Here is a 22,306-nt window from a genome sequence, read left to right as displayed (position 1 = left end):
TTAAGAATCATATTTATCTTTCCCAGAAGAATGGAGGTTCAATATTTAAAGCTCTTAAATAAACATAACCTTGTCCTCGGTGATGTACTTCGTTGTCAATAAAATATAAAATATTTTGAATAACAGGAAATTCATATTGTCCAAACAGATTAAAGTTTTCATTAAAATCTTCAATCGATAATTTTTCCCAATATTTATTGATTTCATCAGTTGCCTGATCCCATTTTTCAAGATATTGCGCTTTAAAAACCAATTTTTCCCCTCCTTCGTTAAAAGGCTCGACTTGTTTAGTCACAATCCCTTTAAGCCCCGGAACCGCAATAGCCAGAAGTTCGTCGGTTAATTTTGCAAATGTTCTCATTCCTCCAATTGAGAACTCGAAGAAATCTTTTTCAGGAAAAAATTCGATTACACGTCTTGTAAGGGCGCGGTGACCTTGCCAGTGTTTCAATAAATCTTCGGGAGTAATTACTTGTGCAGCTAATGTTTTCATGATTTTAAAGTTTTAAATTTTTTAATACTTCAAAAGTAAAACGGGCCGGTGACAACAGTTTGTCAGCAGTAAAATAAAAAATAAATATTTTTTTATTTTCGTAGGCATACACTGCTGTGCGCTCTACAATTTTAGATTGAAAACACTAATTCGCTGAAAACATTATTTACTCTTTAGCCATTCAAACAAACGATTCGCATCTTCATATTTAAATAATTGTGTTCCTTCATTCATTGTTGCTGCAGATCCGCACGCAACTCCCCAGCGAATTACTTCTTTCATGCTTTTGTTTTGAGACAATGCCCAAACCATTCCCCCTACCATACTGTCTCCTGCTCCAACGGTGCTTTTTTTGGAAACATTTGGCGCCGGCACAAATTCACAACTCTCTTTTGTGACCAAAACGGCTCCTTGCGGGCCAAGTGAAACCACTACAATTTCTGCTCCGCCTTTTGCTATGATTTGTTTTGCGGCATCATCTACTTCTTCTATTTCCAATCTTTCCATTCCAATGAGTTTGGCAAGTTCACCTACGTTTGGTTTTATGAGATAAACACCTGTTTCTAAAATTTTCTTCAAAGCTTCGCCAGAAGTATCCACAATTAATTTTGTATCTGACTTTTTTGCTATTTCAGCCACCTTCTGATAAAAATCATCAGACAGCCCTTCGTTTAGGCTCCCGCTTGCGACTAAAAATTTAGGTTTAAGATTTGAAATTGTTTCTAAAATCTGCTCAACTTCTGATGCTTCGAGAACATCACCGGCAAATCCGAAGCGGTACTGCGAATTGGTATTGTCATCGACAGCAATAAAATTTTCTCTTGTTGCAGTTTTGATATCAATGACTTCAAAATCTACTTTTTCTTTTTTTACTAAATCTTTGAGCATTTCTCCCACTGGTCCGCCTGCTGTAAACACTGCTAAAGAATTTCCGCGTAAGCGAGCAATTGCTTTAGAAACATTTATTCCCCCGCCGCCGGCATCAAACTGAGGCTCTTTACATCTTATTTTCTTTTCTGCAATTAATCCCGAAAAGTGGGTGCTTTTATCAACCGAGGGGTTTACGGTTAGTGTGACTATATCGAATGTTTTCATTTTTGCTGTTTTTAATTCTATTAAAGATGCAAAAAAAATGTCAATTTTAAAATTTGAATGGGTACAAATCAAAGTGATTTCGATCAAAAATGACAAAACCTTTGCTACCCAAGCTTCGGGATTGTACCTTTGTAACTTATAAACATTGGAACTTAGAAAAAATGATCGAAGATAAAAATCCGCAACGTACCAGTATTGCTCAATTAGGCGAATTTGGTTTAATAGAACATTTAACCAAAAATTTTGATGTTACTCAGGAGTCTACTTTAAAAAGTATAGGTGATGATGCTGCTGTCCTTGATTTTAAGGATAAAAAAGTAGTGGTTTCTACCGATTTACTAATTGAAGGGGTGCATTTTGACCTGGCTTATATGCCATTAAAACATTTAGGTTATAAATCTGTTGTTGTGAATGTTTCTGACATTTGTGCTATGAATGCCAAACCAACGCAAATAACCGTTTCTGTGGCCGTTTCTAACCGTTTCCCTCTGGAAGCCTTAGAAGAATTATTTGAAGGGATTACACACGCTGCAAAAGAATATAAGGTTGATGTTATTGGCGGGGATACTACCTCATCTCAAAAAGGATTGATTATCAGCATTACTGCAATTGGTGAAGCCAGTGAAGACGAAATCGTTTACAGAAACGGCGCCAAACAAACGGATCTGTTGGTTGTAACCGGAGATATTGGTGCTGCTTATATGGGACTGCAGGTTTTGGAACGTGAGAAACAGGTGTTTCAGGTTAATCCAAACAATCAGCCCGATTTAGATCCTTATACCTATTTGGTAGAAAGACAATTAAAACCGGAAGCAAGAAAGGATGTGCGCACGCTTTTGCACGCTCTTGAAATAAAACCAACTTCAATGATTGATATTTCTGATGGCCTTTCTTCAGAAATTATTCATTTGTGCAAACAGTCAAAAGTGGGTTGTAATTTATATGAAGACAAACTTCCGCTCGATCCACAGTTTATTTCGACTTGTGAAGAGTTTAATATCGATAGCACAACTGTCGCTATTAACGGTGGTGAAGATTATGAACTGCTATTCACGATTGACATTAATGATTTTGACAAAATAAAAGGCAACCCGAATTTTTCTGTTATTGGCCATATGGCAGACGAAAGTGAAGGAATCCATTTGATAACCCGTGCGAATACCAAAATTGCCTTAAAAGCACGTGGCTGGGATGCTTTGAGTGAATAAATATTAAAAATTTAAATATAAAAAATTCCAAATTCCAATAGTGCATCATGCCATTTGAAATTTGGATTTTTTTATTTGGAATTTATCTTTAAAAAAGCCCTTTGCTTTTGGCTTCTTTAACCAAATCCTCGTCAAGGCCTGATCTTATTTTAAGCAATTCTTTCAAATTGGATCTTCTCTTTTCTATGGCATTCAAAGATATTGGAATATATTGGGGCATTTCTGCTACCGGAGTTCCTTTTGATAAATGAAATAAAATCTGTTTGTCGAATTCATCCACTTCTATTGAGTGATGAGTGGACTGATTTAGCATTTTTTGTACTGACTGACTGTAATATTTCTCATTTTTCATCACTCTGTCAAATGCAAAAAGCAATTCATCAAAGGTTAAATCGTTTTTTATAATCAAGCCATTTGGATGTATCGTTCTGATGATTGTTTTTATTTTCAGCAATTCGGTGTACATCGTTAGTAAAACAATCTTGCAAAAAGGCATTTTTTTTGAAAGTAATTTTGCCAGGTCTTCACCCGAAAAAATATCTTTTTCTTCATAAGGCGGCATACTGATATCCAAAAAAGCAACATCAAAATTGGGTGCAGCTTCATCTTCTATCAAATCAAAGGCCGATCTGCAGTCATAAGCCTGAGAAATCTCAAACTCATATTGCTGAGGATTATACCGTGTTATAGCATTTTTGTATCCTTCGATTATAAACGGATGATCATCAACAATTAATACATTTCGTTTAATTAATTGAGAACCTGTGGTTTTTGGGTCAACTGTCATTTCTTTTGCAGGTTAATTTTTTGGTCAATTGGTATTTTTACAAGAAGCATCGTTCCTTCTCCCGGGGCCGATTTTATAATTACGCTTCCCTTACATTCTGCCACCCTGTATTCGATATTATGCAATCCGATACCGTTTTTGGTTCTCTTTGGGTTAAAACCAATTCCGTCATCAAAAACAGACAATATTAGGTGATTTACTTCATTTTTAAATTCAACTGTAATTATTTTTGCTTTCGCATATTTATTACAATTCTGAAGCGCTTCCTGAATAATCCGGTACAAATTAATTTTAACTGCATTGCTGACCAGTTCCCATTTGATTTGAGAATCAAATGTAGTAATCAGTTTTGAAGGATATGTATTTTGCTGATTTTCAAACAACTTATTCAAAATCAAAACAAAATTATTAATTAGTTCCGATTTTTCGCGGTTTAAATCATGCGAAATTTCCCGTATATCTTCTTCTATATTTTTAAGTTCGGTCAGGTATTTTTTCCTTTTTGGTGCTGCTTCCTCTTCATTAATTTTATCAAGGCTGTCCAAACTTATTCTCACACCGAACATTCTTCCCAAAACACCGTCATGCAGTTCCTGTGCAACTTTTTTCTTTTCTCTGATACGTGTCAGCTCAATATCATTTTGCTGTGAAATCATTAGGTTATAAATATCCTCATTGGCAATTTGCTGCTGCTGTTTAAAAAGTAATTCCCTGTTTTTGGCCTGTTGGGTTTTATAAACATAAAAAAACAAGCCTATCAGCGTACAAATACTAAAAACATATACTAATGTTTTATTCTTTTCCTGCAAATTAGAGTTTTGGTCTTTTATTTCATTTGTTTCATATTCAATTCGGGAAAATTTTTCTCCCATGTTACGCTCTGCCTTCAACATTTTATCGTTAAGACGAATGTATTCTTTAGAATATTGAGATGCATTTCGGGGATCTACAACTGCAATTTGTTTAAGAGCCAGTAAAGTATTAGTCAGTTTATCAGAAGAACGGGAAAGCAATAACGCTTGTTTTGAAAACTGAATGGCCTTAAAGGTATCTTTTTTAAAGGCATAATACTCCGACAAATGTATTTGATTTGATATTTTAGCCATCTTAAGGCCCAGGCTGTCCCGAATTTTTAAAGACCTGTAAAACTGATCCGGAAGCCCGTCCATTCTTTTAGACTTTAACTTAGAATAGGCCAGGTTGTCTAATAGCATGGCGTATAAAAATGTTTTCTCTTCAAAGAGATTTTTCTCGTTTAGTCCTTCTTCAAAATAAGCTATTGCCTGTTTAAATTTTCGCATTCGCATATAAATAAAACCAATATTGTTCAGCGATGTAGCTTTTAGCTGCAGGTCCGGCGGTATGGTCTTATCATTTAATGTAATCAAAGCTTTGTTTTGAAATTCTAAGGCACGGGCATATTCTTCTTTTTCGTTATAAAGAATTCCCAGTAAATTATAGCATTCGTAAAGCTGGTCGTTTACATTTTTTTGCTGTTTTAGTATGCTTAAAGCCTTAAAAACAGATATTTCACTCTCAAAAAAATCTCCTTCATTATATTGTAAACTTGCCTTGCTTAATAATGTTTTGGATAAATTATACTTATCATCAATTTGAAGATAAATTTTCTGGGCTTTAAAATAATTTCTGAACGCACTGTCTGAAATTATATGAGCACTATAATAATCTCCAAGATAGGTGTATGCTTTTGCTATACTTGAGGAATCTTTAGCGCTTACAGATTTGTCCAGCACTAACTCTGATATTTCACGATACGATTTGAGATCGTTCATATTATAATATCGATTAGCCACTTTAAACAAATTTGCTCTGCTGAGTGAGTCGTTTTTTTGATTTATGATAATGGAAAAAGCCTTTTGGTTGTATTTTTGTTTTAGATAATAATCTAAATTAATATCGTTTGCCAAAGATAAATAAACAGGAAGGCTATCTTCTGGAGATATGCTTTTATTCAGGTTGTTTTTCTTAGTACAGCTAAAAGAAAACAAAAGCAGGCACAATATTATTTGAGAATATTTTTTCAATGGAAATTTTGAATTTCATCAAAAATATAAAAAAAGGCTGTCAAAAATTTGACAGCCTAAAATATTTTGTAATTATTTTCTATTGGATTTAATCTACTTTTTTATTTCCTCCTAAAGATTGATTAATATTAGCAAAACCAAACTCATTGTTTTTTGTTTCCATTTCATCTTTTACTATACGATCTTGTTTTCTTCCACCGCCTGTAGCTCCATCAACAGGCAGTTCAATACTTGATCTGTGATTTGAAAAAATGGCTTGATTTGTAGGAGTAGCAGAAGAAGTTGCAACCATTGCTAAAGAGAATAATCCGAATGTTAGAGCTGTTTTTTTCATGATCTTAGATTTTTTTGTTTTATGATTTATTTGGGGATGTGATTGTTCTGTCAATCACGGTGTAAAACTAAGTCGGGAATGAAAAAAATTTATATAAAAAAATTGGTTTGTGGTAGAACATGCCCAATTGATAGTAGATGAGCGTGAATTTTACGTAAATACCTAATTTTTAGACTTCTAAGTAATTTCCTATAATAAAATCAGTAATTATGAGATCAATATTTGATTTATATGTTTTGGAAAAAGGTATTTTTTTGGTTGAATTTTTCAGGTAACAGATTGAATTTCCACTATGAATTCGGGCAATATAATTGCGATTAATTATGTAGCTGTTGTGGATCCTGAAAAAAGGATAAGTCAGCACATTCTCAAAATGTTTAAGCGTTTTAAAAGCAGTTATCATTTCGCCTGTATTGAGATAGATATCGGTCGAATTATTGTCTGCCTGAAAATAAGTAATATCGGCAGCATTCAAGTAGCGATAATCTCCATATGACTTTATACAAATAGTCAGGGGCTGTTCTGCAATTTGAGGCTTCTGCAGGACTGGGATAACAGCATTTATTTCATTTCTGATTTTAATAGATTCCGTTTCCAAAGTAGCTTTATCCAACTTCAAAACCGTTTTGAGCATATCAATTTGCAAAATGGGTTTTAGCAAATAATCAAAAACTCCATATTGAATAGCTTCGTAAGCAAGTTCTCTTTTAGAAGTAGTCACTATTATTTTTGGCATAACCGATAAATACCGATACAATTCATTGATGAAATAAAGGGATAAATTACTGGATAAATCCTTGGGATCTATTTCAATAAAGATAAGTGATGGTTTGTGTTCCAGAACTAATTGCAATGCTTTTGGGTAATTCGTAGCCGAAGCCAAAAAAGTTAACTCCGGAAAACCTTCTGCGATGGTTTTGGTTTCCAGAATACTTTCAGCATTATCATCAATGATAATATACGAGTACTTTTTCAATAGTAGTTTGTCTTAATTTTCGATGAAATCTAAGAAACTATTTGATTAGTTTTCTTATGAATTGCCTAATTTTTTTATAATTTATTAAAAATACAAATTTTACGAATGCAAATATTTCATTTTTAATATATTATAAACAATTGTTAAAATTCAGAAATGGAAATAAAAAAATCCCAAACTCCGATTAGATCGAAATTTGGGATATTATAAAGTTATTTGCAGAAAAATTACATCTTCATTAACCAGTTTTTCATTGAAACTTCGTTCTCAATAATATCTTTTAATTCAGCAATTTTTACTCGATCCTGTTTCATTGTATCTCTGTGACGAATTGTTACTGTTTCATCTTCCAAAGTCTGATGATCTACTGTTATACAGAACGGAGTTCCAAGAGCATCCTGTCTTCTGTAACGACGGCCTACGGCATCTTTTTCATCATAAGAAACATTGAAGTCCCATTTTAAATCTTCGATGATTTTTTTAGAGATTTCCGGTAATCCGTCTTTTTTAACTAATGGTAAAACAGCTGCTTTAGTTGGCGCAAGGACTGCAGGCAATTTTAGCACTGTTCTTGTAGAACCGTCTTCTAAAGTTTCTTCCTGCAATGATGTTGCAAAAACTGCTAAAAACATACGGTCAAGACCTACAGATGTTTCTACTACATACGGCACATAGTTTTCATTAAGCTCAGGATCAAAATATTGTAATTTTCTACCTGAATATTGTTCGTGCGCTTTTAAGTCAAAATCGGTACGAGAGTGAATTCCCTCCAGTTCTTTGAATCCGAATGGGAAATTAAACTCAATATCTGCTGCTGCATTTGCGTAATGCGCTAATTTTTCGTGATCATGAAAACGGTAGTTCTCTTTACCTAATCCTAAAGATAAGTGCCAGTTTAAACGTGTTTTTTTCCAGTGTTCGTACCATTGCATTTCTTCTCCCGGACGTACAAAAAACTGCATTTCCATTTGTTCAAATTCACGCATACGGAAAATGAATTGTCTTGCAACAATTTCGTTTCTAAACGCTTTACCTGTTTGAGCGATTCCAAAAGGAACTTTCATACGCCCCGATTTCTGAACATTTAAAAAGTTCACAAAAATACCCTGAGCCGTTTCCGGACGCAAATACAAATCCATTGCAGAATCTGCAGAAGCACCCAATTTGGTCCCGAACATTAAGTTGAACTGCTTAACATCTGTCCAGTTTCTTGAACCGGTTTCAGGATCAGCAATCTCTAATTCTTCGATTAAAGCTTTTACATCCTGAAGATCTTCGCTCATTCCTTTTGCCAGTCTTGATAAAATTTCTTTGTATTTTGAAAGATATTCTATAACGCGGGCATTTGTTGAAACAAATTCTTCTTCATTAAAAGCATCACCAAAACGAGCTCTTGCTTTTTCGATTTCTTTTTGAGCTTTTTGATTGATCTTTTCAGCATAATCTTCAACCAAAACGTCTGCTCTATATCTTTTTTTAGAATCTTTATTATCAATTAACGGGTCATTGAAGGCATCAACGTGACCTGAAGCTTTCCAGGTTGTCGGGTGCATTAATATTGCAGCATCAAGGCCGACAATATTCTCATTCATCTGAACCATTGATTTCCACCAATATTCACGGATATTCTTTTTTAACTCGACACCATTTTGTGCATAATCATAGACAGCACTTAATCCGTCGTAAACTTCGCTTGACGGAAAAATAAATCCGTACTCTTTTGCGTGCGAAACCACATTCTTAAATAAATCTTCTTGTTTTGCCATAGTGATGCAAAAATATAAAAAGTACTTTTAAAAAAAAGAAAAATAATTAAGATTGAAGGATTCATTTCGTTATTTTTGTAACTAAATTCTTTCTATTTGTGTTTAATTATATTATTGACCTCTTTTTTCCTAAAATTTGCTCCGGATGTGGTTCGCTCCTGGTTACTAACGAAACTGTTATATGTACCAAATGCCGACATGAAATGCCTCTGACACAATATCATCTTGATGATAAAAATGAAGCTGTCAAAAAGTTTTATGGAAAAGTAGATATTGAATACATTTCGGCATTATTATACTTCAATAAAAAAGGAATTGTTCAACAACTTATTCATAATCTTAAATATAAAGGTCAGGAAGAAATCGGTACGCTTTTGGGAAACTGGTATGTGAATGATTTGAAAAATTTAAACTTAAAAATACCTTTTGATGTTATAATTCCGGTTCCGCTTCATAAAAGAAAATTTAAAGAACGGGGGTATAATCAGGTGGCTACTTTTGGAAAAGCTTTATCTGAAGGTTTGAAAATTCCTTACGATGATTCTGTTTTATTCAGGAAAATTTATTCTAAAACGCAATCAAAAAAGAATCTTTCGGGCAGGTCTGAAAACATCAAAAATATGTTTGACGTTATTATATCAGAAGAAAATCACAATAAACATTTTGTAATTATTGATGATGTCCTAACAACAGGCGCAACACTCGAAGCCTGTTCGCGTGCCTTATTAAAAATTCCGGGTGCAAAAATCAGCATTGTCTGTATGGCAATGGCGTATTGATTTTTGTTTATTAATTTGAAAAGATTAGTTCACTACTATTTTCTTAACTGTTTTTCTGTCTCCATCTATAATAGTTACAAGATATATTCCGGATGAAACATTTAGAAGCTGGATGTTTTGACTAAAACTGTCTGTACTTACAAAAGAGTTAGAATAAACTGCTTTTCCTAAAATATCATGTACATAAATTTTAACTCCTTCTGCTGATTGTGGCGTGAATTGAACCGTAAAATTCCCTTTATTCGGATTAGGATAAAGAACGAAATCTATGTTTTCAAAATCATCTGTCCCTAAAGTATATTTTTGACTCTGAATTGTAATCGACGCACTATTGATTGTTCCTGTTTTTCCTCCATCAATATCGCGTACCATTAATGTCCAGTTCCCATAAGGGCTTTGATTATTAAAATCACTTAGTTTTCCGGCAGGGATAACTATCTGCAATGTGGTTATTCCACATTCAATTGTAGTTCCTGAATCGTCATATTTTAAAGACAATGTATTTGAAGTACTGCCACAGCTTCCGTCAAACAACGGTACAATTGTTCCAGTCGGGCTCATAATGCTTATCTGAACATCGGACAAATAAGTATGTGTAAAATTAATATTCAAATCTACATCTATAATTGCTGCCGGATCTGCAGTAACAGGAGCGGGAACGCTTATTATTCTTGTGGTATAAGTCATATTACCATCAGGAATTGTAACTGGTGCAGCAAAGGTATAAGTATTGGTATCAGAGGTAACATCGTATCCTATCGCAAACTGTTTTGAGTTTACAGCATAATAAATATTGTCTGTAGGCTCAATTAGTAATCTGCAGTTTGTGTTTTTTATATCTGCCGGAACAGTAATGGTTTCTGAACCATCATTTGGTGTGTTTAGAGCAAGGTTAACGGGATATGTCAAACCTCCGTCGGTAGAAAGTTTAATGTTTACATTTGTAGAACCTGCTAATGTATTGGTGCTATTAACACTCCAGGTAATGGTCTGCTGAGTTCCATTTGCCCAGCCAATATTATCAGTATTTTGAGAAGTAACTGCAAAAGGTCCAACGTTTTCGTTTACAGTAACAACCATTGCATCTGTATTTGTTTGTGCTGTTCCCTGAGCGGCATTATCACGGCCTGTCAGTGTAAAATTTAAAGTTCTTGCCACAGAAGAGACTGACTCCCAGGTAGAGGATAAATTATTTTGCAGCACTGCACTCAGTTGTGGCATATACCTAACGGGCGAAGTATTTGGCAAAAATGAACGAAACAAAGGCCCATCAGGTTTGGTTGGATAGGCTTTACTGTTTGCACCGAATGTTGTTATAGAACTGTCGTTTTGTTCCCAGCAATATGTTATTGTACCTCCTTCAGGATCAGAACCTGTTCCTTTTAGGATAAATGCTGTTCCTTTTGGAATGGTATAATCTTCTCCCGCATCAATAGCTGGTGGATTATTTGTTAGCGCTGTACTAACAGGACAGCTTACTCCGGAAAGTATAGTCTGAATCTGGCGAATGCTTACGTATGCAAAATAATCGTCTGAATTGTTCTGCACATCATAACCCTCAGAAACTCCTGCGTAACCCATGATGGTAGATCCACTTCCCGGCTCAACATTTACTCCTGTACTTTCGCCTGAATCGAATGAAAAAGTATGATAAGCCCCTAACTGATGTCCAAACTCATGAATTACAAAATCAATATCAAAAGTATCGCCTTCGGGTTTATCATTAGATGGAGAAGTATAAGCACTTCCTTTTCCTAGTGGTTCTGCGGCAGTAGGATTGGCACAAATACAGCCAATGCATCCGGCATTTCCTCCTCCTCCCGAAGCGCCAAATAAGTGTCCGATATCATAATTGCTATTTCCAATAACATTGGTAAGGGTTGTCTGAACTTCCTGATTCCATGCTCCATCTGCGCCGGCTGCAGCATCTGAATACGGATCTGTAACTGCATCAGTATAAATAACTGCATTATTATTGGCAATCAAAACCAGTTTAATAGCCAAATCACGATTAAAAATTCCGTTTACCCTTGTCAAAGTAGCGTTCATTCCTCCAAGCGCACCAGTTTTTGTGCCGCCAAAATAATTAGTATATTCACTTGTACAGGACAAAGCCAATCGGAGTGTTTTAAAAACTTTATTATTTGAAGCTTCTTTTGCAGTTGAAGCATTTTTTGACAACTTACTACCTGAAAGCTCTTTTGTAGAACATACCAATGTTGATTTTGCAAGAGTACTTTTTGACCCAAACACTACATATTGTGATTTATCATCGGGATTGGTTTCTATAAATTCCGGATTTTTATTTGTGCGAAGCACCATCGATTGTAATCCTGCCGGAGAAACACTAAAATGAATTTTTGCAGATTTATCATCAATTCCAGCTCCTTCGTATGCTCTAATATCCGGATATTTTGCCTGTAATTCAGGATCAAAATTTGAGGATTCCCAAACATTATATCTTTCCAAAACTCCTTCTGGATTTGGAAAGGTAATTTCTGAAGTGTTCTTTTTTGATTTATCTGTGATCGGGGAAAGCTTTGATTTTAGAAAATCTGAGTTTAATGTAAAGTATAAATTACCTGAATCCTGATCATTTACTTTTTTCTTCATTACTGAAGCTGAACTTGCTTTTTGCCACAATCCATCTGACTGAGCGTTCATATTTATACAGCAAAAAATGACTAATACGAAAAGTAATTGTTTTTTCATAAATCCAGAATTGTTTTTAAGCAATCAAAAATAAAGCAATTAAATCAAATTCTTACGAAGAAAAGACAATTAATCATTTTTCACCGACGAGTTGCCACTTTTTTCTAAAAAGAAAATCAATTTTCGTTAAAAAATCAATTGTGCTGAGTATCAAATTTAAAATAGATAGTATAAATTTGCACCATCTTAAATAATTTGCTTTGAAGCTCTTTCATTCTATAAACGATTTTCGGACAACCAAGAAAACTATTTTAACTCTTGGCACCTTTGATGGTGTACATATTGGTCATAAAAAAATTCTGGAACGAATTACTCAAAACACAGAAAATGGAAAATACGAGAGTTTGGTTCTCACTTTTTTTCCTCACCCAAGAATGGTTCTTCAGGAAAAATCAGAAATAAAACTTTTAAATACAATTTCTGAAAAAACCAAGCTTTTAGAACAAACGGGGATCGAAAATCTTGTTATTCATCCGTTTAACGAAAGTTTTTCAAGACTGACTGCAGAAGAATTTGTTCATACCATTCTTGTTGATCAATTTCATATTCATAAAATAATTATTGGCCACGACCATCGTTTTGGACGAAACAGAACAGCAAACATTGATGATTTAATTGCTTTTGGAAAAGAATATGGTTTTGAAGTGGAGCAAATTTCTGCTCAGGAAATCCAGGATGTTTCTGTAAGTTCTACCAAAATCAGAAAAGCGCTGGACGAAGGAAATGTAGCTCTTGCCAATGATTATCTTGGTTATTCTTATTTCCTGACTGGTGAAGTGGTAAAAGGCAAACAGCTTGGAAGAACAATTGGTTTCCCGACTGCTAATATCAATATTGAGGAAGAGTATAAAAAAATCCCAAAAAATGGTGTTTATGTCGTTAAAACAATCATCAACGAAAAAGAAGTTTTTGGAATGATGAATATTGGTTTTAACCCAACTGTCAATGGAGAAAAGAAAACTATTGAAGTAAATCTTTTTGATTTTGATGCTGACGTCTATGGCCATAAAATTGAGGTTTCCTTATTAGAATATCTTCGCGAAGAACAAAAATTCGGATCTGTTGAGTTGCTCAAAGAGCAGCTAAATCAGGATAAAAAAACAGCTTTGGCTTTTATCGCCCGCCTTTAGGAAACCTGACTTATAGTTTTCCTTTATTTTTAAATCATTATAGTTATTTTTTAGTAAATTTGATAGAGCACTGTTTATCAAACGCTTACTATTAACTTCTAAAAAAATAACCATTATGAAACTACCTAAAGAAATAACCAACGGTTTTTTGATATTCCTCGGAATAGGCATTTATTTTTTATTGATGAACGTATTAGGTTTAGCTGATTTATTTTACCTGCGTACTCTAAATGTATTTTTTATATTTTATGGAGTGAATAAAACAATGCGAATGAACCTGCAGGAAGGCGAAACCAATTTTGTATCAAACGCAGTTTCTGCAATGGCAACTTCGGTAGTTGGTGTAGCAATGAGTGTTTTCGGGTTATTGGTTTATAGTTATGCCAGAGGAGGCGATGCTTATGTAGAAACGTTGTCAGAAGCATTTATGTTTGGAGGAAATCCATCTGTGCCTACTTATTGCATTTGTTTGCTGTTTGAAGGACTTGCTTCTTCGGTAATTGTAACTTTGATGATGATGCTCTATTGGAATAATAAATATATTGCTGATTAACATTTCAAAATAAAACAAACATTTTGGCACTCTAAAATCATAAAAAAATATAATTCTATGATTTTAGAGTGTTTCTTTTTTGAAAAAAACTATCAAATATTCATTTACGGAAGACATCATTGGTTGATTAGAACAATTTAACTACTTTTGAAGCTTCAAAAACAATGTATCAATGAGCATTACAAAACACAACTGGACAAAAGACGAAATAATCGCCATATATAATAAACCTATGATGGATTTGCTGTATGAAGCAGCAACAATTCACAGACAAAATCATGATCCGAATGTAGTACAGGTTTCTACATTATTATCTATTAAAACAGGAGGATGCCCTGAAGATTGCGGTTATTGTCCGCAGGCCGCACGTTATAACACTGGGGTTGAAGGAAATGACCTAATGAGTGTGAGCCAGGTAAAAGCACAGGCTTTGCGTGCAAAATCAAGCGGATCATCACGTGTGTGTATGGGTGCTGCCTGGAGAAATGTAAAAGATGGTGAAGAGTTTGACCAGGTTTTAGAAATGGTTCGTACCATTAATAAACTGGATATGGAGGTATGCTGTACTTTGGGTATGATTACCGAAAATCAGGCACAACGTTTGGCAGAAGCGGGTTTATATGCTTATAATCACAACTTAGACACTTCTGAAGAATATTATAAAGATGTCATTTCGACACGTGGTTTCGAAGACCGTTTAGAAACTATTGAGAATGTACGTAAAACAAATGTTACGGTTTGCAGTGGCGGAATTATCGGAATGGGAGAAAGTATTGAGGACAGAGCAGGAATGCTTGTAGCTCTTTCTACATTGAACCCACAACCGGAGTCTGTGCCAATTAATGCTTTAGTAGCTGTTGAAGGAACTCCGATGGAAGATGAAAAACCAGTTGAAATCTGGGAAATGATCAGAATGGTTGCTACTACAAGAATTGTAATGCCGGATACACAAGTGCGTTTATCCGCCGGAAGAACAAATATGAGCCGCGAAGGTCAGGCAATGTGCTTTTTTGCAGGAGCAAATTCTATATTTGCAGGAGATAAATTACTGACAACTCCAAACCCTGATGTTCACGAAGACATGAAAATGTTTGAATTATTAGGATTGAATCCACAAAAACCATTTACTAAAGTTTCACAGCCAAAAACTGTTGAAGCTGCCGATTCTCAATTTGCTCCTTTAGGAGAAAAACCAAAATGGTCAAGACCGGGACATACCATTGAAAGAAACCTTGAAGCTTCGATTAAATCAAAAATTTAATCAATAGAGTTCACATTTCTCGATAAAATTTTTTAAATTGCTTATAACACACTGATTATAAGCAATTTTTTTTATTAAGAAATGAATTTAAAACAAATAGAAAGAGTTAAAAAAATCTCAAAAGATGATTTTGTAAACCAATATGTAAAAAAACAAATTCCGGTTGTCATAGAACAATTGACTGAAGATTGGCCTGCTTACAAAAAATGGAAGCTGTCCTACATGAAAGAAATTGCCGGTGATGCAATTGTACCGTTATATGATGACAGACCTGTAAACCATGAAGACGGATTTAATGAGGCGCATACTAAAATGAAAATGAGCGACTATATTGATCTTCTGGAACAAAAACCTACCAATTACCGTATTTTTCTTTATAATCTAATGAAAGAAATCCCAACCTTAAAAAATGACTTTTTATGGCCTGATATTGGGCTAAAATTAGTCAAACAATTGCCAATGCTGTTTTTTGGAGGTCAAAGTTCAAGGGTTTTTATGCATTATGATATTGATTATTCCAATATTTTGCATTTTCATTTTCATGGAGAAAAACAATGTATGTTGTTTGCACCGGATCAGTCAAAATATATGTATAAAGTTCCGCATGCCTTAATTTCAAGAGAGGATATCGATTTTGATAATCCTGACTATGAAAAATGGCCGGCCCTCAAAAATGCAGAAGGTTATATCACAAATTTAAAACACGGCGAAATGCTGTACATGCCAGAAGGTTATTGGCATTATATGAAATACTTAACTCCGGGATTTTCTATGAGTTTACGCTCATTCCCTAAAAACATTACCAATCTTTCAAAAGCGGCTTATAATGTTTTAATTATGCGCCATTTTGATATTTTAATGAGAAAATTCAAAGGACAGAAATGGATTGATTATAAAAACGAGCAAGCCATACGAAATACGCATCAGAGCTTATATAAAACTCTTTAAACAAAAAAAGCAGCTGCATAATTTTGCAGCTGCTTTTTTTTGTTTAAACTTTAACTTCTAAAACACTATTTTCTGTGTAGTTATATTATTATTCTCTAATATGACTCTTACTAAAAGAATCTGATTTTGAGATTCTAAATTTTCAATCTGAAATGCGACATCATTTAGATTGCTTTTATAGATTTCTTTTCCGGTAATATCATAAACGTAGATTTCATCAATTAAATTATCATTAGCATTAATCGTGATTATCTTATTTTTTACACTGATGAAAACTTCCTTCTCTATGTTTTCGAAAGTACCTGTTCCTAATGTATTGTTTGTATAACGTAATATAAAACGATCGTCGAAGGTGCCAATAACCGTAGAAAAAGTATAACCGCCTGTTTTTAAATTATGTGTTGCACCAGTTACTTTATCCTGTATATAAATATCCTGATTTATTAAATTCCCATCTGCCTGATCTATTGAAATAGTAAAGTCGCTTACAAGTGCCGAACGATATCCCAATGGTACTAAATCGGCATCTGAAAAAGGGAGTGCACGACCCTGAATTACATATTTTCTATCACCAATCATACTATAAAAATCAAGATATGGATTTGCATCCTGAGTCTCACCATCAAACATATTATCATGAGCGTTAGTAGCTCCTTCTATATAACCGACGAGTAATTGTTTAAAGGCACCTTGGGTATTTGCCATATTAAGCCAGACGCGATGGCGTTCTATATCATCTGCATTTTTTGATACAATTGTTCCTGCAGGAATAACTATTGACCCATTACTAGCAAATGGAGAATGTTGTGCCAAAAGCGAAAACCAAACAAATGAAAACAACAAGGAAAGTTTAACCTTTACATATTGACCATTTTTAGAATAATGATCAGAGAAAGAAAAACAACGAACTAAAAAGTGAGGCAAAGCCTGGCAGAGAAGTATTTTTTTTTTCATTACGTTATTTTTTTAAAATCAACAAAGTCAGACGAAAATCTGATCAAATTCTAAATACCTTAATAATTTGAGAACAGAAGAACAAACAGTAAATAAATACTGTTATACTTTCGTTGTGGTATTTAGTAAGTAATAATAATTTGGCGGTAGCAGGCTTATAAATTTGCGATGTACGAGTATCACAACAATATACGGTTTTATTTGAAGGAGTCAGAATGTTCAAAGCTAAAATATAGGAATTTAACATTTAAACACATTTTTTAATACATTTAAAATAAGATTTACCAGTAAAATAACGGCTTATAATGTAGGAGCAAAAACCTAAAGGAAGAATAAAAAATTAAAGAAGAAGCTGTTTTTTAAATATTTTTGAAGTAAATGTTAAAGGGAATTCCATTTTATTACAAAAATAAAATGGACAAACAGGCTTTTAAAAGTTGCTATATCTCTTATTGAAATAGAGTTTTCTGAGTGAATATATAATTAGTTAATGTAATTTTTATTATAAAAACCTGATTACTAAATGGCAAATTTGCTGTCTCATATTCTGCTGCATCAATTTTGTTTTTAGTATAAATAACTTTTCCTGAGACATCATAAATATCAATTTTCTGAATATTTTCTTTAGTGGAGATTATCTTAATTGATTTGTCTTTGACACCTATGAAAATAGTTTTTTCAATCTCTTCTGCATTTTTCCTGTTTAGTTTTTTGTCAATGTAATGCAAAACAAAACGATCATTAAATCTTCCTTTTGCGGTTGAAAATGAATATGGATTTTCTTTTAAATTCTGTATTTTATTTAAAACCTTATCTTCAATATAAATATTCTGATTTTCGAACAAACCATCCTGATGATCTAATTTTAAACTAAAATTTCCGTCAATACTTGTCTGATATCCAAGCAAAACTGAATCTGTTTCAGAAAATGGCATGCTTGTACCCTGAATTACCAGGTTTTTATTTTCTAAAATACTATAGAAATCTACAAACTGATTCGCATTAAAAGTTTCAGAATTATAATCTAATCCCTCTGGCATTCCCTGAATATAACCAATCAGAATCTGTTTAAAAACACCTTCTGAATTCTCTAAATTTAGCCAGAGACGGTGTTTTTTTATACTGGGTTCATTTGCATTTTTATTATTCTTTCCGGGTTTAAAAAAAGTAGTATTTTGACCTTGTATTCTCATACTATTATTAAACGCAACTGCTCCTGAATTTTTGCTCATAACAAAAAAGGCTTGTCCGGATGCAATTTTCCCATCAGGAATTATTTCATTTAATCCGGATGAAATAGAACTTCTGGTACCAACTCCACCCAATAAATTGTATACAGCATAATCATCTGATGCGTATATATTGTTTTTGAATGGTGTGTTGTGTGTCCAGAAATAAAGCGTCCCATTGATATTCTCACTGTTTTTTTCTATTAATAAATCAGCATCAATAGCAGACGGATAAGGGTTTCCAATTAAATTATAAGTGCGTGCGTTTCCTAATGCTAAATTAATAGCTCCGTTATTTGGCGTTCCCTTAAATATTGCCTCAAATCTGGCAGGAGATGTTACCGAAAAATCCTGAGGACCACGGATGATATATCCTTTTCCTAGTATCATATCGTCTGATGATTTTTCAGAATTCCAGTAACCCGATATATAATTAAATGAAAAAAATTTATCTGATGATGTGTTAGGAGAAACGTCAATCAATTTTTGATTTTGCACCGGCGAGGACCAATAGGTATAATCTAATCTTAAAATTGGCGATGATTTTCTTTTTACATGAACAATTCCACTATTTACAATTTCATCATCGTCCTGATATAAGCTGGCCATATCATTCAAAACTAAAGTTCCCGAACCATTATAATCAAATTCAATGTTTAGCGTATTTCCATCAAAAAGGGTTACTGTTTTTCCGCTATCAATTGTACAGCTGCAAATACTTGCAGAAGTTAAGTTTGGATAATCTGCCTTGAAAGTAACTTCTTTCCCGCCAGACGGTAAACCATTTGTCCAGGCAGTCCCATTCCAAACTGTCGATTCTAAACAAATTTTTAAACGTGCAATCCTGTGCTTTGAATTTCCTGACACAGAGTTAAAACTACCGCCAATTATTAACTTTTGATCAGAAGTAAAATTCATAGTGTATAGTTTTCCGTTTAAATTAGCCTGAAAGTTGGAGTCATATTCTCCTGATTTTAAAAGACGTATTAACCTTAATGCTGGTTTGGTTTTATAAGTTCCTGAAAAACTTCCTCCAACCAAAATTTTATCATCGGGTTGTATAAGAATAGTGAGAACATCTCCTTTATTAAAACCAGAACCGGATTCAAAAGTGGTATCCAGACTTCCATTAGCATCTAATCTTAGAATCTTTTGTTGAGAAATTCCATTATAATTTAAAAAAGATCCGCCTATAATTATTTTCTGATCAGATTGGAGCGCAATTGCATATACATTTTTATCAAAACCGGTTCCTGTATTAAAACCGGAATCGATACTTCCGTTGGCGTTTAACCTTACCAAACCTGAAAACAAATTGCTATCGAAAGTAGAAAATCTGCCTCCTACCAAAATTTTGCCATCTGGCTGAACGAAAACAACATCGATGATAGCGTTTGCTCCCAAACCAGGATTAAAACTGGAATCTCTTGATCCGTCTGGTAATAATCTAATTATTCTGGTGGCCGAAGAACCATTATATGAAGTAAAATTTCCTCCAACAATAATTTTCTGATCAGGCTGAATTGCTATTGAATATATCTGATTATTAAAACCTGTACCTGTATTAAATGATGCATCTATTCCACCATCGGGCAGTATACGAGCAATGCGGTTACAAGTTGATCCGTTATATTTTGTGAAACTTCCTCCAAAAACAATTTTACCATCTGTTTGTAAAACAGCCGATTTTATAAGATAATTGGCGCCAGACTGGCCTGTATTAAAAGTATCGTCTAAAGTTCCGGTTTCTGAAACTCTGGCAATTTTTGAAGAAAAAACCCCATTAAATTTATTGAAATTACCAAATACCATTGTCTGCTTATTTTCTAAAGTCAGAACTTTTAAAACAGAATTATCAAATCCAACTCCGGCAGACAAATATTCTGTATCGTATTCCCCATCAGCATTTATTTTTGCCAGTCTTCCCTGGTTCATACCATCAAAAACCGAAAAAGATCCACCAATAAACCAGGATCCGTCAGCACTATATTCTAAAGCCATAACAGATGCAGAACCCGGACCTGAGCCAATATCAAAATCATTTTTAAGAATTCCGTTTGCATCTAAAAGATGAACACGATTAACGCTGTTATTATTATACGTTCCAGTAAAAGATCCGCCAACCATAATGTTACCAAAAGCATCCATTTTAATAACCTGAACAGCTTCTTTACTGAATCCTGAACCCGAAGAAAAATCAGCATCAGGAGTTCCATCCTGATTTAATCTGATAATTCGATTAGCAGCAATTCCGTTATAACTTGTAAACTTTCCACCTAAAATAATTTTGCCATCAGGTTGCAAAACTGTTGCACTTACATCATCATTAAAAGCTATTCCCGTATCAAAACTTTTATCAATTCTGCCATCAGCAAATAAGCGCACAATTCTATGGGCATCAACTCCGTTAAAGGATGTAAAGTTTCCCGCCAGTAAAATTTTACCATCGGAGAAAACTTCAACGTTTGTAATATTTACCGCTGAACCTGCTCCTGTATTAAAAGTAGTATCGAGTTGACCATCAGACAGGAGACGGGCAACCCTGTTCACTGTTACATTATTGTATTTTGGAAAACTTCCAACAATAATTATTTTTCCATCAGATTGCGGACAAATCTTATAAATAATTCCAGTTACAGCCCCAATTGAAGTATTGAATGATGTGTCCTGTGATCCATCTGTATTTAGCCTGATTAATTTTCCTGCCGGGATTCCGTTAAAAGCTGTAAAGCTTCCACCAATAATTATCTTGCCATCTGGCTGAATATAGGAACAATAAACTTTTCCATTTAAACCGGTTCCTGTGTTAAAACTCTCGTCAATGGATCCGTCTGGGTTTAGTCTTGTTAAGTATGATGAAGGGATTCCGTTGAGATTTAAATAATCTCCACCTACAATTAATTTTTCGTCTGATTGTATTGATAACGTTCTGACAGTGTAATCAAAGCCATCGCCTATTGATCCGTCATCAAGTGTATTAAAAGTACGATCGATTTTGCCTTGCTGTGAATATATTTCGGATTTGCTGCAAAGGCCAATAAAAATGACAAGCAGCATTATTTTTTTTATCAAAATCTAAAATTAGTTTATGTAAGATTAAACTGCTAATTTAGATCCTGAACATAAATAATGCAATACCCACTTTAGGTGAAATTTTATCAATAAAAAAATCCATTTGTCTTTCGGCAAATGGATTTTTTTATTGGGCTCAAGCTAAAATATTTCTCTGTTATTGAAAGATAATCTTTTTGGCTGTAGTATAATTGTTGTCTAAGATTACCTTTACCAGCAGGACCTGATTTGCTGCCTGCAGGTTTGGAATCTGTAATTCTGTTGTTCCGGCTTTCTTCTTATTATAAAGAAGTTTTCCCGAAACATCAAAGATCGTAACCTCCTTAATGGTTTGCCTGGCCGAATTGACTTTGATTACCTTGTTCTTAACCGAAACCAAAATGCCGTTCTCCGTATCTTGAAAATCTCCGGTGCCCAGTGTTTTGTTGGTATAACGCAATACCAGACGATCGTTAAAGTTACCGGCTGCTGTGGTAAAGGTAAATTTACCGGCTTTCAGATCATGGATCACACCGGTTGTCTTGTCCTCGATATAAACAGCTTGGCTTGCAAGATCACCATCGGCCTGATCAATTGAAATGGTAAAATCACCTGCAATTGTAGTTCGGTATCCCAAAGGAACCACATCGGTATCTGCAAAAGGCAGTGAACGCCCCTGAATGGTAAATTTATCCTGGTTATTGACACTGTAGAAATCAACATATATGTTTCCGTCAAAAGTTGCTCCGTCATAGTTTTTGTCAAAATCGTTTGTCGCTCCGTCTACATATCCAACCAGCATCTGCTTGAAAGCCCCTTTGTCATTGGTCAGGTTAAGCCAGATACGGTGCGTGTCTGTTGCCGTTTCCTTGCCTGTTTTTCCGGGTTTGAAGAACTGGCCGTTCTCAGGTCCGCCTTCACGCATTCCGTTATTGAACTGAACAGTTCCGTCAGTAGCTGCGCTGGCAAAGAAGGATTGCCCAGC

17 protein-coding genes are annotated in these 22,306 nt (G+C 34.3%); 6 read left to right on the top strand and 11 right to left on the bottom strand.

The features are described 5' to 3' along the window. Positions 1–13 precede the first annotated feature (13 nt). Positions 14–493 carry a DinB family protein gene (locus JOD96_RS08870; protein WP_209563925.1) on the bottom strand — a complete coding sequence of 160 codons (480 nt, stop codon included), beginning with the start codon at positions 491–493 and terminating at the stop codon, positions 14–16. Between the two features lie 162 nt (positions 494–655). Further along, on the bottom strand, positions 656–1,588 hold the full coding sequence (locus tag JOD96_RS08865; protein ID WP_209563924.1) for a 1-phosphofructokinase family hexose kinase: 933 nt from the start codon (positions 1,586–1,588) through the stop codon (positions 656–658). A gap of 161 nt (positions 1,589–1,749) precedes the next feature. Between JOD96_RS08865 and thiL the strand changes: the two genes are divergently transcribed. Then, a complete protein-coding gene (gene thiL, locus JOD96_RS08860; protein WP_209564140.1) occupies positions 1,750–2,796 on the top strand; it encodes a thiamine-phosphate kinase in 1,047 nt (348 codons plus the stop codon). Between the two features lie 88 nt (positions 2,797–2,884). Here the strand turns inward: thiL and JOD96_RS08855 are convergent, their stop codons facing one another. The 5 genes from JOD96_RS08855 to JOD96_RS08835 form a co-directional block, all read right to left on the bottom strand. After that, positions 2,885–3,583 (bottom strand): response regulator transcription factor, encoded by a 699-nt coding sequence (locus JOD96_RS08855; RefSeq protein ID WP_209563923.1) that lies wholly within the window; start codon positions 3,581–3,583, stop codon positions 2,885–2,887. Further along, complete coding sequence (locus JOD96_RS08850) at positions 3,580–5,628, bottom strand: tetratricopeptide repeat-containing sensor histidine kinase (RefSeq protein ID WP_245188380.1); 2,049 nt, start codon at positions 5,626–5,628, stop codon at positions 3,580–3,582. Before JOD96_RS08850 ends, JOD96_RS08855 begins: the two co-directional genes overlap by 4 nt. A gap of 88 nt (positions 5,629–5,716) precedes the next feature. Next, positions 5,717–5,962 carry a hypothetical protein gene (locus JOD96_RS08845; protein ID WP_209563922.1) on the bottom strand — a complete coding sequence of 82 codons (246 nt, stop codon included), beginning with the start codon at positions 5,960–5,962 and terminating at the stop codon, positions 5,717–5,719. A 169-nt stretch (positions 5,963–6,131) separates the two neighbouring features. Beyond that, entirely contained in the window at positions 6,132–6,938 is an 807-nt protein-coding gene (locus JOD96_RS08840; protein ID WP_209563921.1) for a LytR/AlgR family response regulator transcription factor, read from the bottom strand. 227 nt (positions 6,939–7,165) lie between these two features. Beyond that, complete coding sequence (locus JOD96_RS08835; RefSeq protein WP_209563920.1) at positions 7,166–8,704, bottom strand: glycine--tRNA ligase; 1,539 nt, start codon at positions 8,702–8,704, stop codon at positions 7,166–7,168. 203 nt (positions 8,705–8,907) lie between these two features. Here JOD96_RS08835 and JOD96_RS08830 point away from each other — a divergent pair, with 203 nt between their 5' ends. Next, complete coding sequence (locus tag JOD96_RS08830; RefSeq protein WP_245188379.1) at positions 8,908–9,483, top strand: ComF family protein; 576 nt, start codon at positions 8,908–8,910, stop codon at positions 9,481–9,483. A gap of 24 nt (positions 9,484–9,507) precedes the next feature. On the opposite strand, the gene JOD96_RS08825 is transcribed toward JOD96_RS08830, so the two are convergent. After that, positions 9,508–12,195 (bottom strand): reprolysin-like metallopeptidase, encoded by a 2,688-nt coding sequence (locus JOD96_RS08825; RefSeq protein WP_209563918.1) that lies wholly within the window; start codon positions 12,193–12,195, stop codon positions 9,508–9,510. Positions 12,196–12,395: 200 nt separating this feature from the next. Between JOD96_RS08825 and JOD96_RS08820 the strand changes: the two genes are divergently transcribed. The 4 genes from JOD96_RS08820 (at position 12,396) to JOD96_RS08805 (ending at position 16,087) form a co-directional block, all read left to right on the top strand. Continuing rightward, positions 12,396–13,325: a bifunctional riboflavin kinase/FAD synthetase gene (locus tag JOD96_RS08820; RefSeq protein WP_209563917.1), complete on the top strand. Its 930-nt coding sequence runs from the start codon at positions 12,396–12,398 to the stop codon at positions 13,323–13,325. A 115-nt stretch (positions 13,326–13,440) separates the two neighbouring features. Continuing rightward, positions 13,441–13,878, top strand: coding sequence for a hypothetical protein (locus tag JOD96_RS08815; protein WP_209563916.1), 438 nt, complete (start codon positions 13,441–13,443; stop codon positions 13,876–13,878). Between the two features lie 172 nt (positions 13,879–14,050). After that, a complete protein-coding gene (bioB, locus tag JOD96_RS08810) occupies positions 14,051–15,139 on the top strand; it encodes a biotin synthase BioB (RefSeq protein ID WP_209563915.1) in 1,089 nt (362 codons plus the stop codon). Between the two features lie 81 nt (positions 15,140–15,220). Next, positions 15,221–16,087 (top strand): cupin-like domain-containing protein, encoded by an 867-nt coding sequence (locus JOD96_RS08805; protein ID WP_209563914.1) that lies wholly within the window; start codon positions 15,221–15,223, stop codon positions 16,085–16,087. 57 nt (positions 16,088–16,144) lie between these two features. Here the strand turns inward: JOD96_RS08805 and JOD96_RS08800 are convergent, their stop codons facing one another. The 3 genes from JOD96_RS08800 to JOD96_RS08790 all read right to left on the bottom strand — a co-directional run. Continuing rightward, positions 16,145–17,041, bottom strand: a complete 897-nt coding sequence (locus JOD96_RS08800) for a T9SS sorting signal type C domain-containing protein (RefSeq protein WP_209563913.1) — start codon at positions 17,039–17,041, stop codon at positions 16,145–16,147. 449 nt (positions 17,042–17,490) lie between these two features. Next, positions 17,491–21,342 carry a T9SS sorting signal type C domain-containing protein gene (locus JOD96_RS08795; RefSeq protein WP_245188378.1) on the bottom strand — a complete coding sequence of 1,284 codons (3,852 nt, stop codon included), beginning with the start codon at positions 21,340–21,342 and terminating at the stop codon, positions 17,491–17,493. 157 nt (positions 21,343–21,499) lie between these two features. Then, the coding region (locus JOD96_RS08790; RefSeq protein ID WP_209563912.1) for a T9SS sorting signal type C domain-containing protein at positions 21,500–22,306 on the bottom strand (807 nt) is incomplete at its 5' end.

Origin of the sequence: Flavobacterium sp. 1355 (genome assembly GCF_017833415.1) — a bacterium.
GTDB lineage: Bacteria > Bacteroidota > Bacteroidia > Flavobacteriales > Flavobacteriaceae > Flavobacterium.
This window is presented reverse-complemented; position numbering and strand designations above follow the sequence as displayed.

Bases quoted from the DNA above. Each gene is read 5' to 3' on its own strand.
- JOD96_RS08870 (WP_209563925.1), bottom strand. From the start codon at position 493: ATGAAAACATTAGCTGCACAAGTAATTACTCCCGAAGATTTATTGAAA.
- JOD96_RS08865 (WP_209563924.1), bottom strand. From the start codon at position 1,588: ATGAAAACATTCGATATAGTCACACTAACCGTAAACCCCTCGGTTGAT.
- thiL (WP_209564140.1), top strand. From the start codon at position 1,750: ATGATCGAAGATAAAAATCCGCAACGTACCAGTATTGCTCAATTAGGC.
- JOD96_RS08855 (WP_209563923.1), bottom strand. From the start codon at position 3,583: ATGACAGTTGACCCAAAAACCACAGGTTCTCAATTAATTAAACGAAAT.
- JOD96_RS08845 (WP_209563922.1), bottom strand. From the start codon at position 5,962: ATGAAAAAAACAGCTCTAACATTCGGATTATTCTCTTTAGCAATGGTT.
- JOD96_RS08835 (WP_209563920.1), bottom strand. From the start codon at position 8,704: ATGGCAAAACAAGAAGATTTATTTAAGAATGTGGTTTCGCACGCAAAA.
- JOD96_RS08830 (WP_245188379.1), top strand. From the start codon at position 8,908: ATGCCTCTGACACAATATCATCTTGATGATAAAAATGAAGCTGTCAAA.
- JOD96_RS08825 (WP_209563918.1), bottom strand. From the start codon at position 12,195: ATGAAAAAACAATTACTTTTCGTATTAGTCATTTTTTGCTGTATAAAT.
- JOD96_RS08815 (WP_209563916.1), top strand. From the start codon at position 13,441: ATGAAACTACCTAAAGAAATAACCAACGGTTTTTTGATATTCCTCGGA.
- bioB (WP_209563915.1), top strand. From the start codon at position 14,051: ATGAGCATTACAAAACACAACTGGACAAAAGACGAAATAATCGCCATA.
- JOD96_RS08805 (WP_209563914.1), top strand. From the start codon at position 15,221: ATGAATTTAAAACAAATAGAAAGAGTTAAAAAAATCTCAAAAGATGAT.
- JOD96_RS08800 (WP_209563913.1), bottom strand. From the start codon at position 17,041: ATGAAAAAAAAAATACTTCTCTGCCAGGCTTTGCCTCACTTTTTAGTT.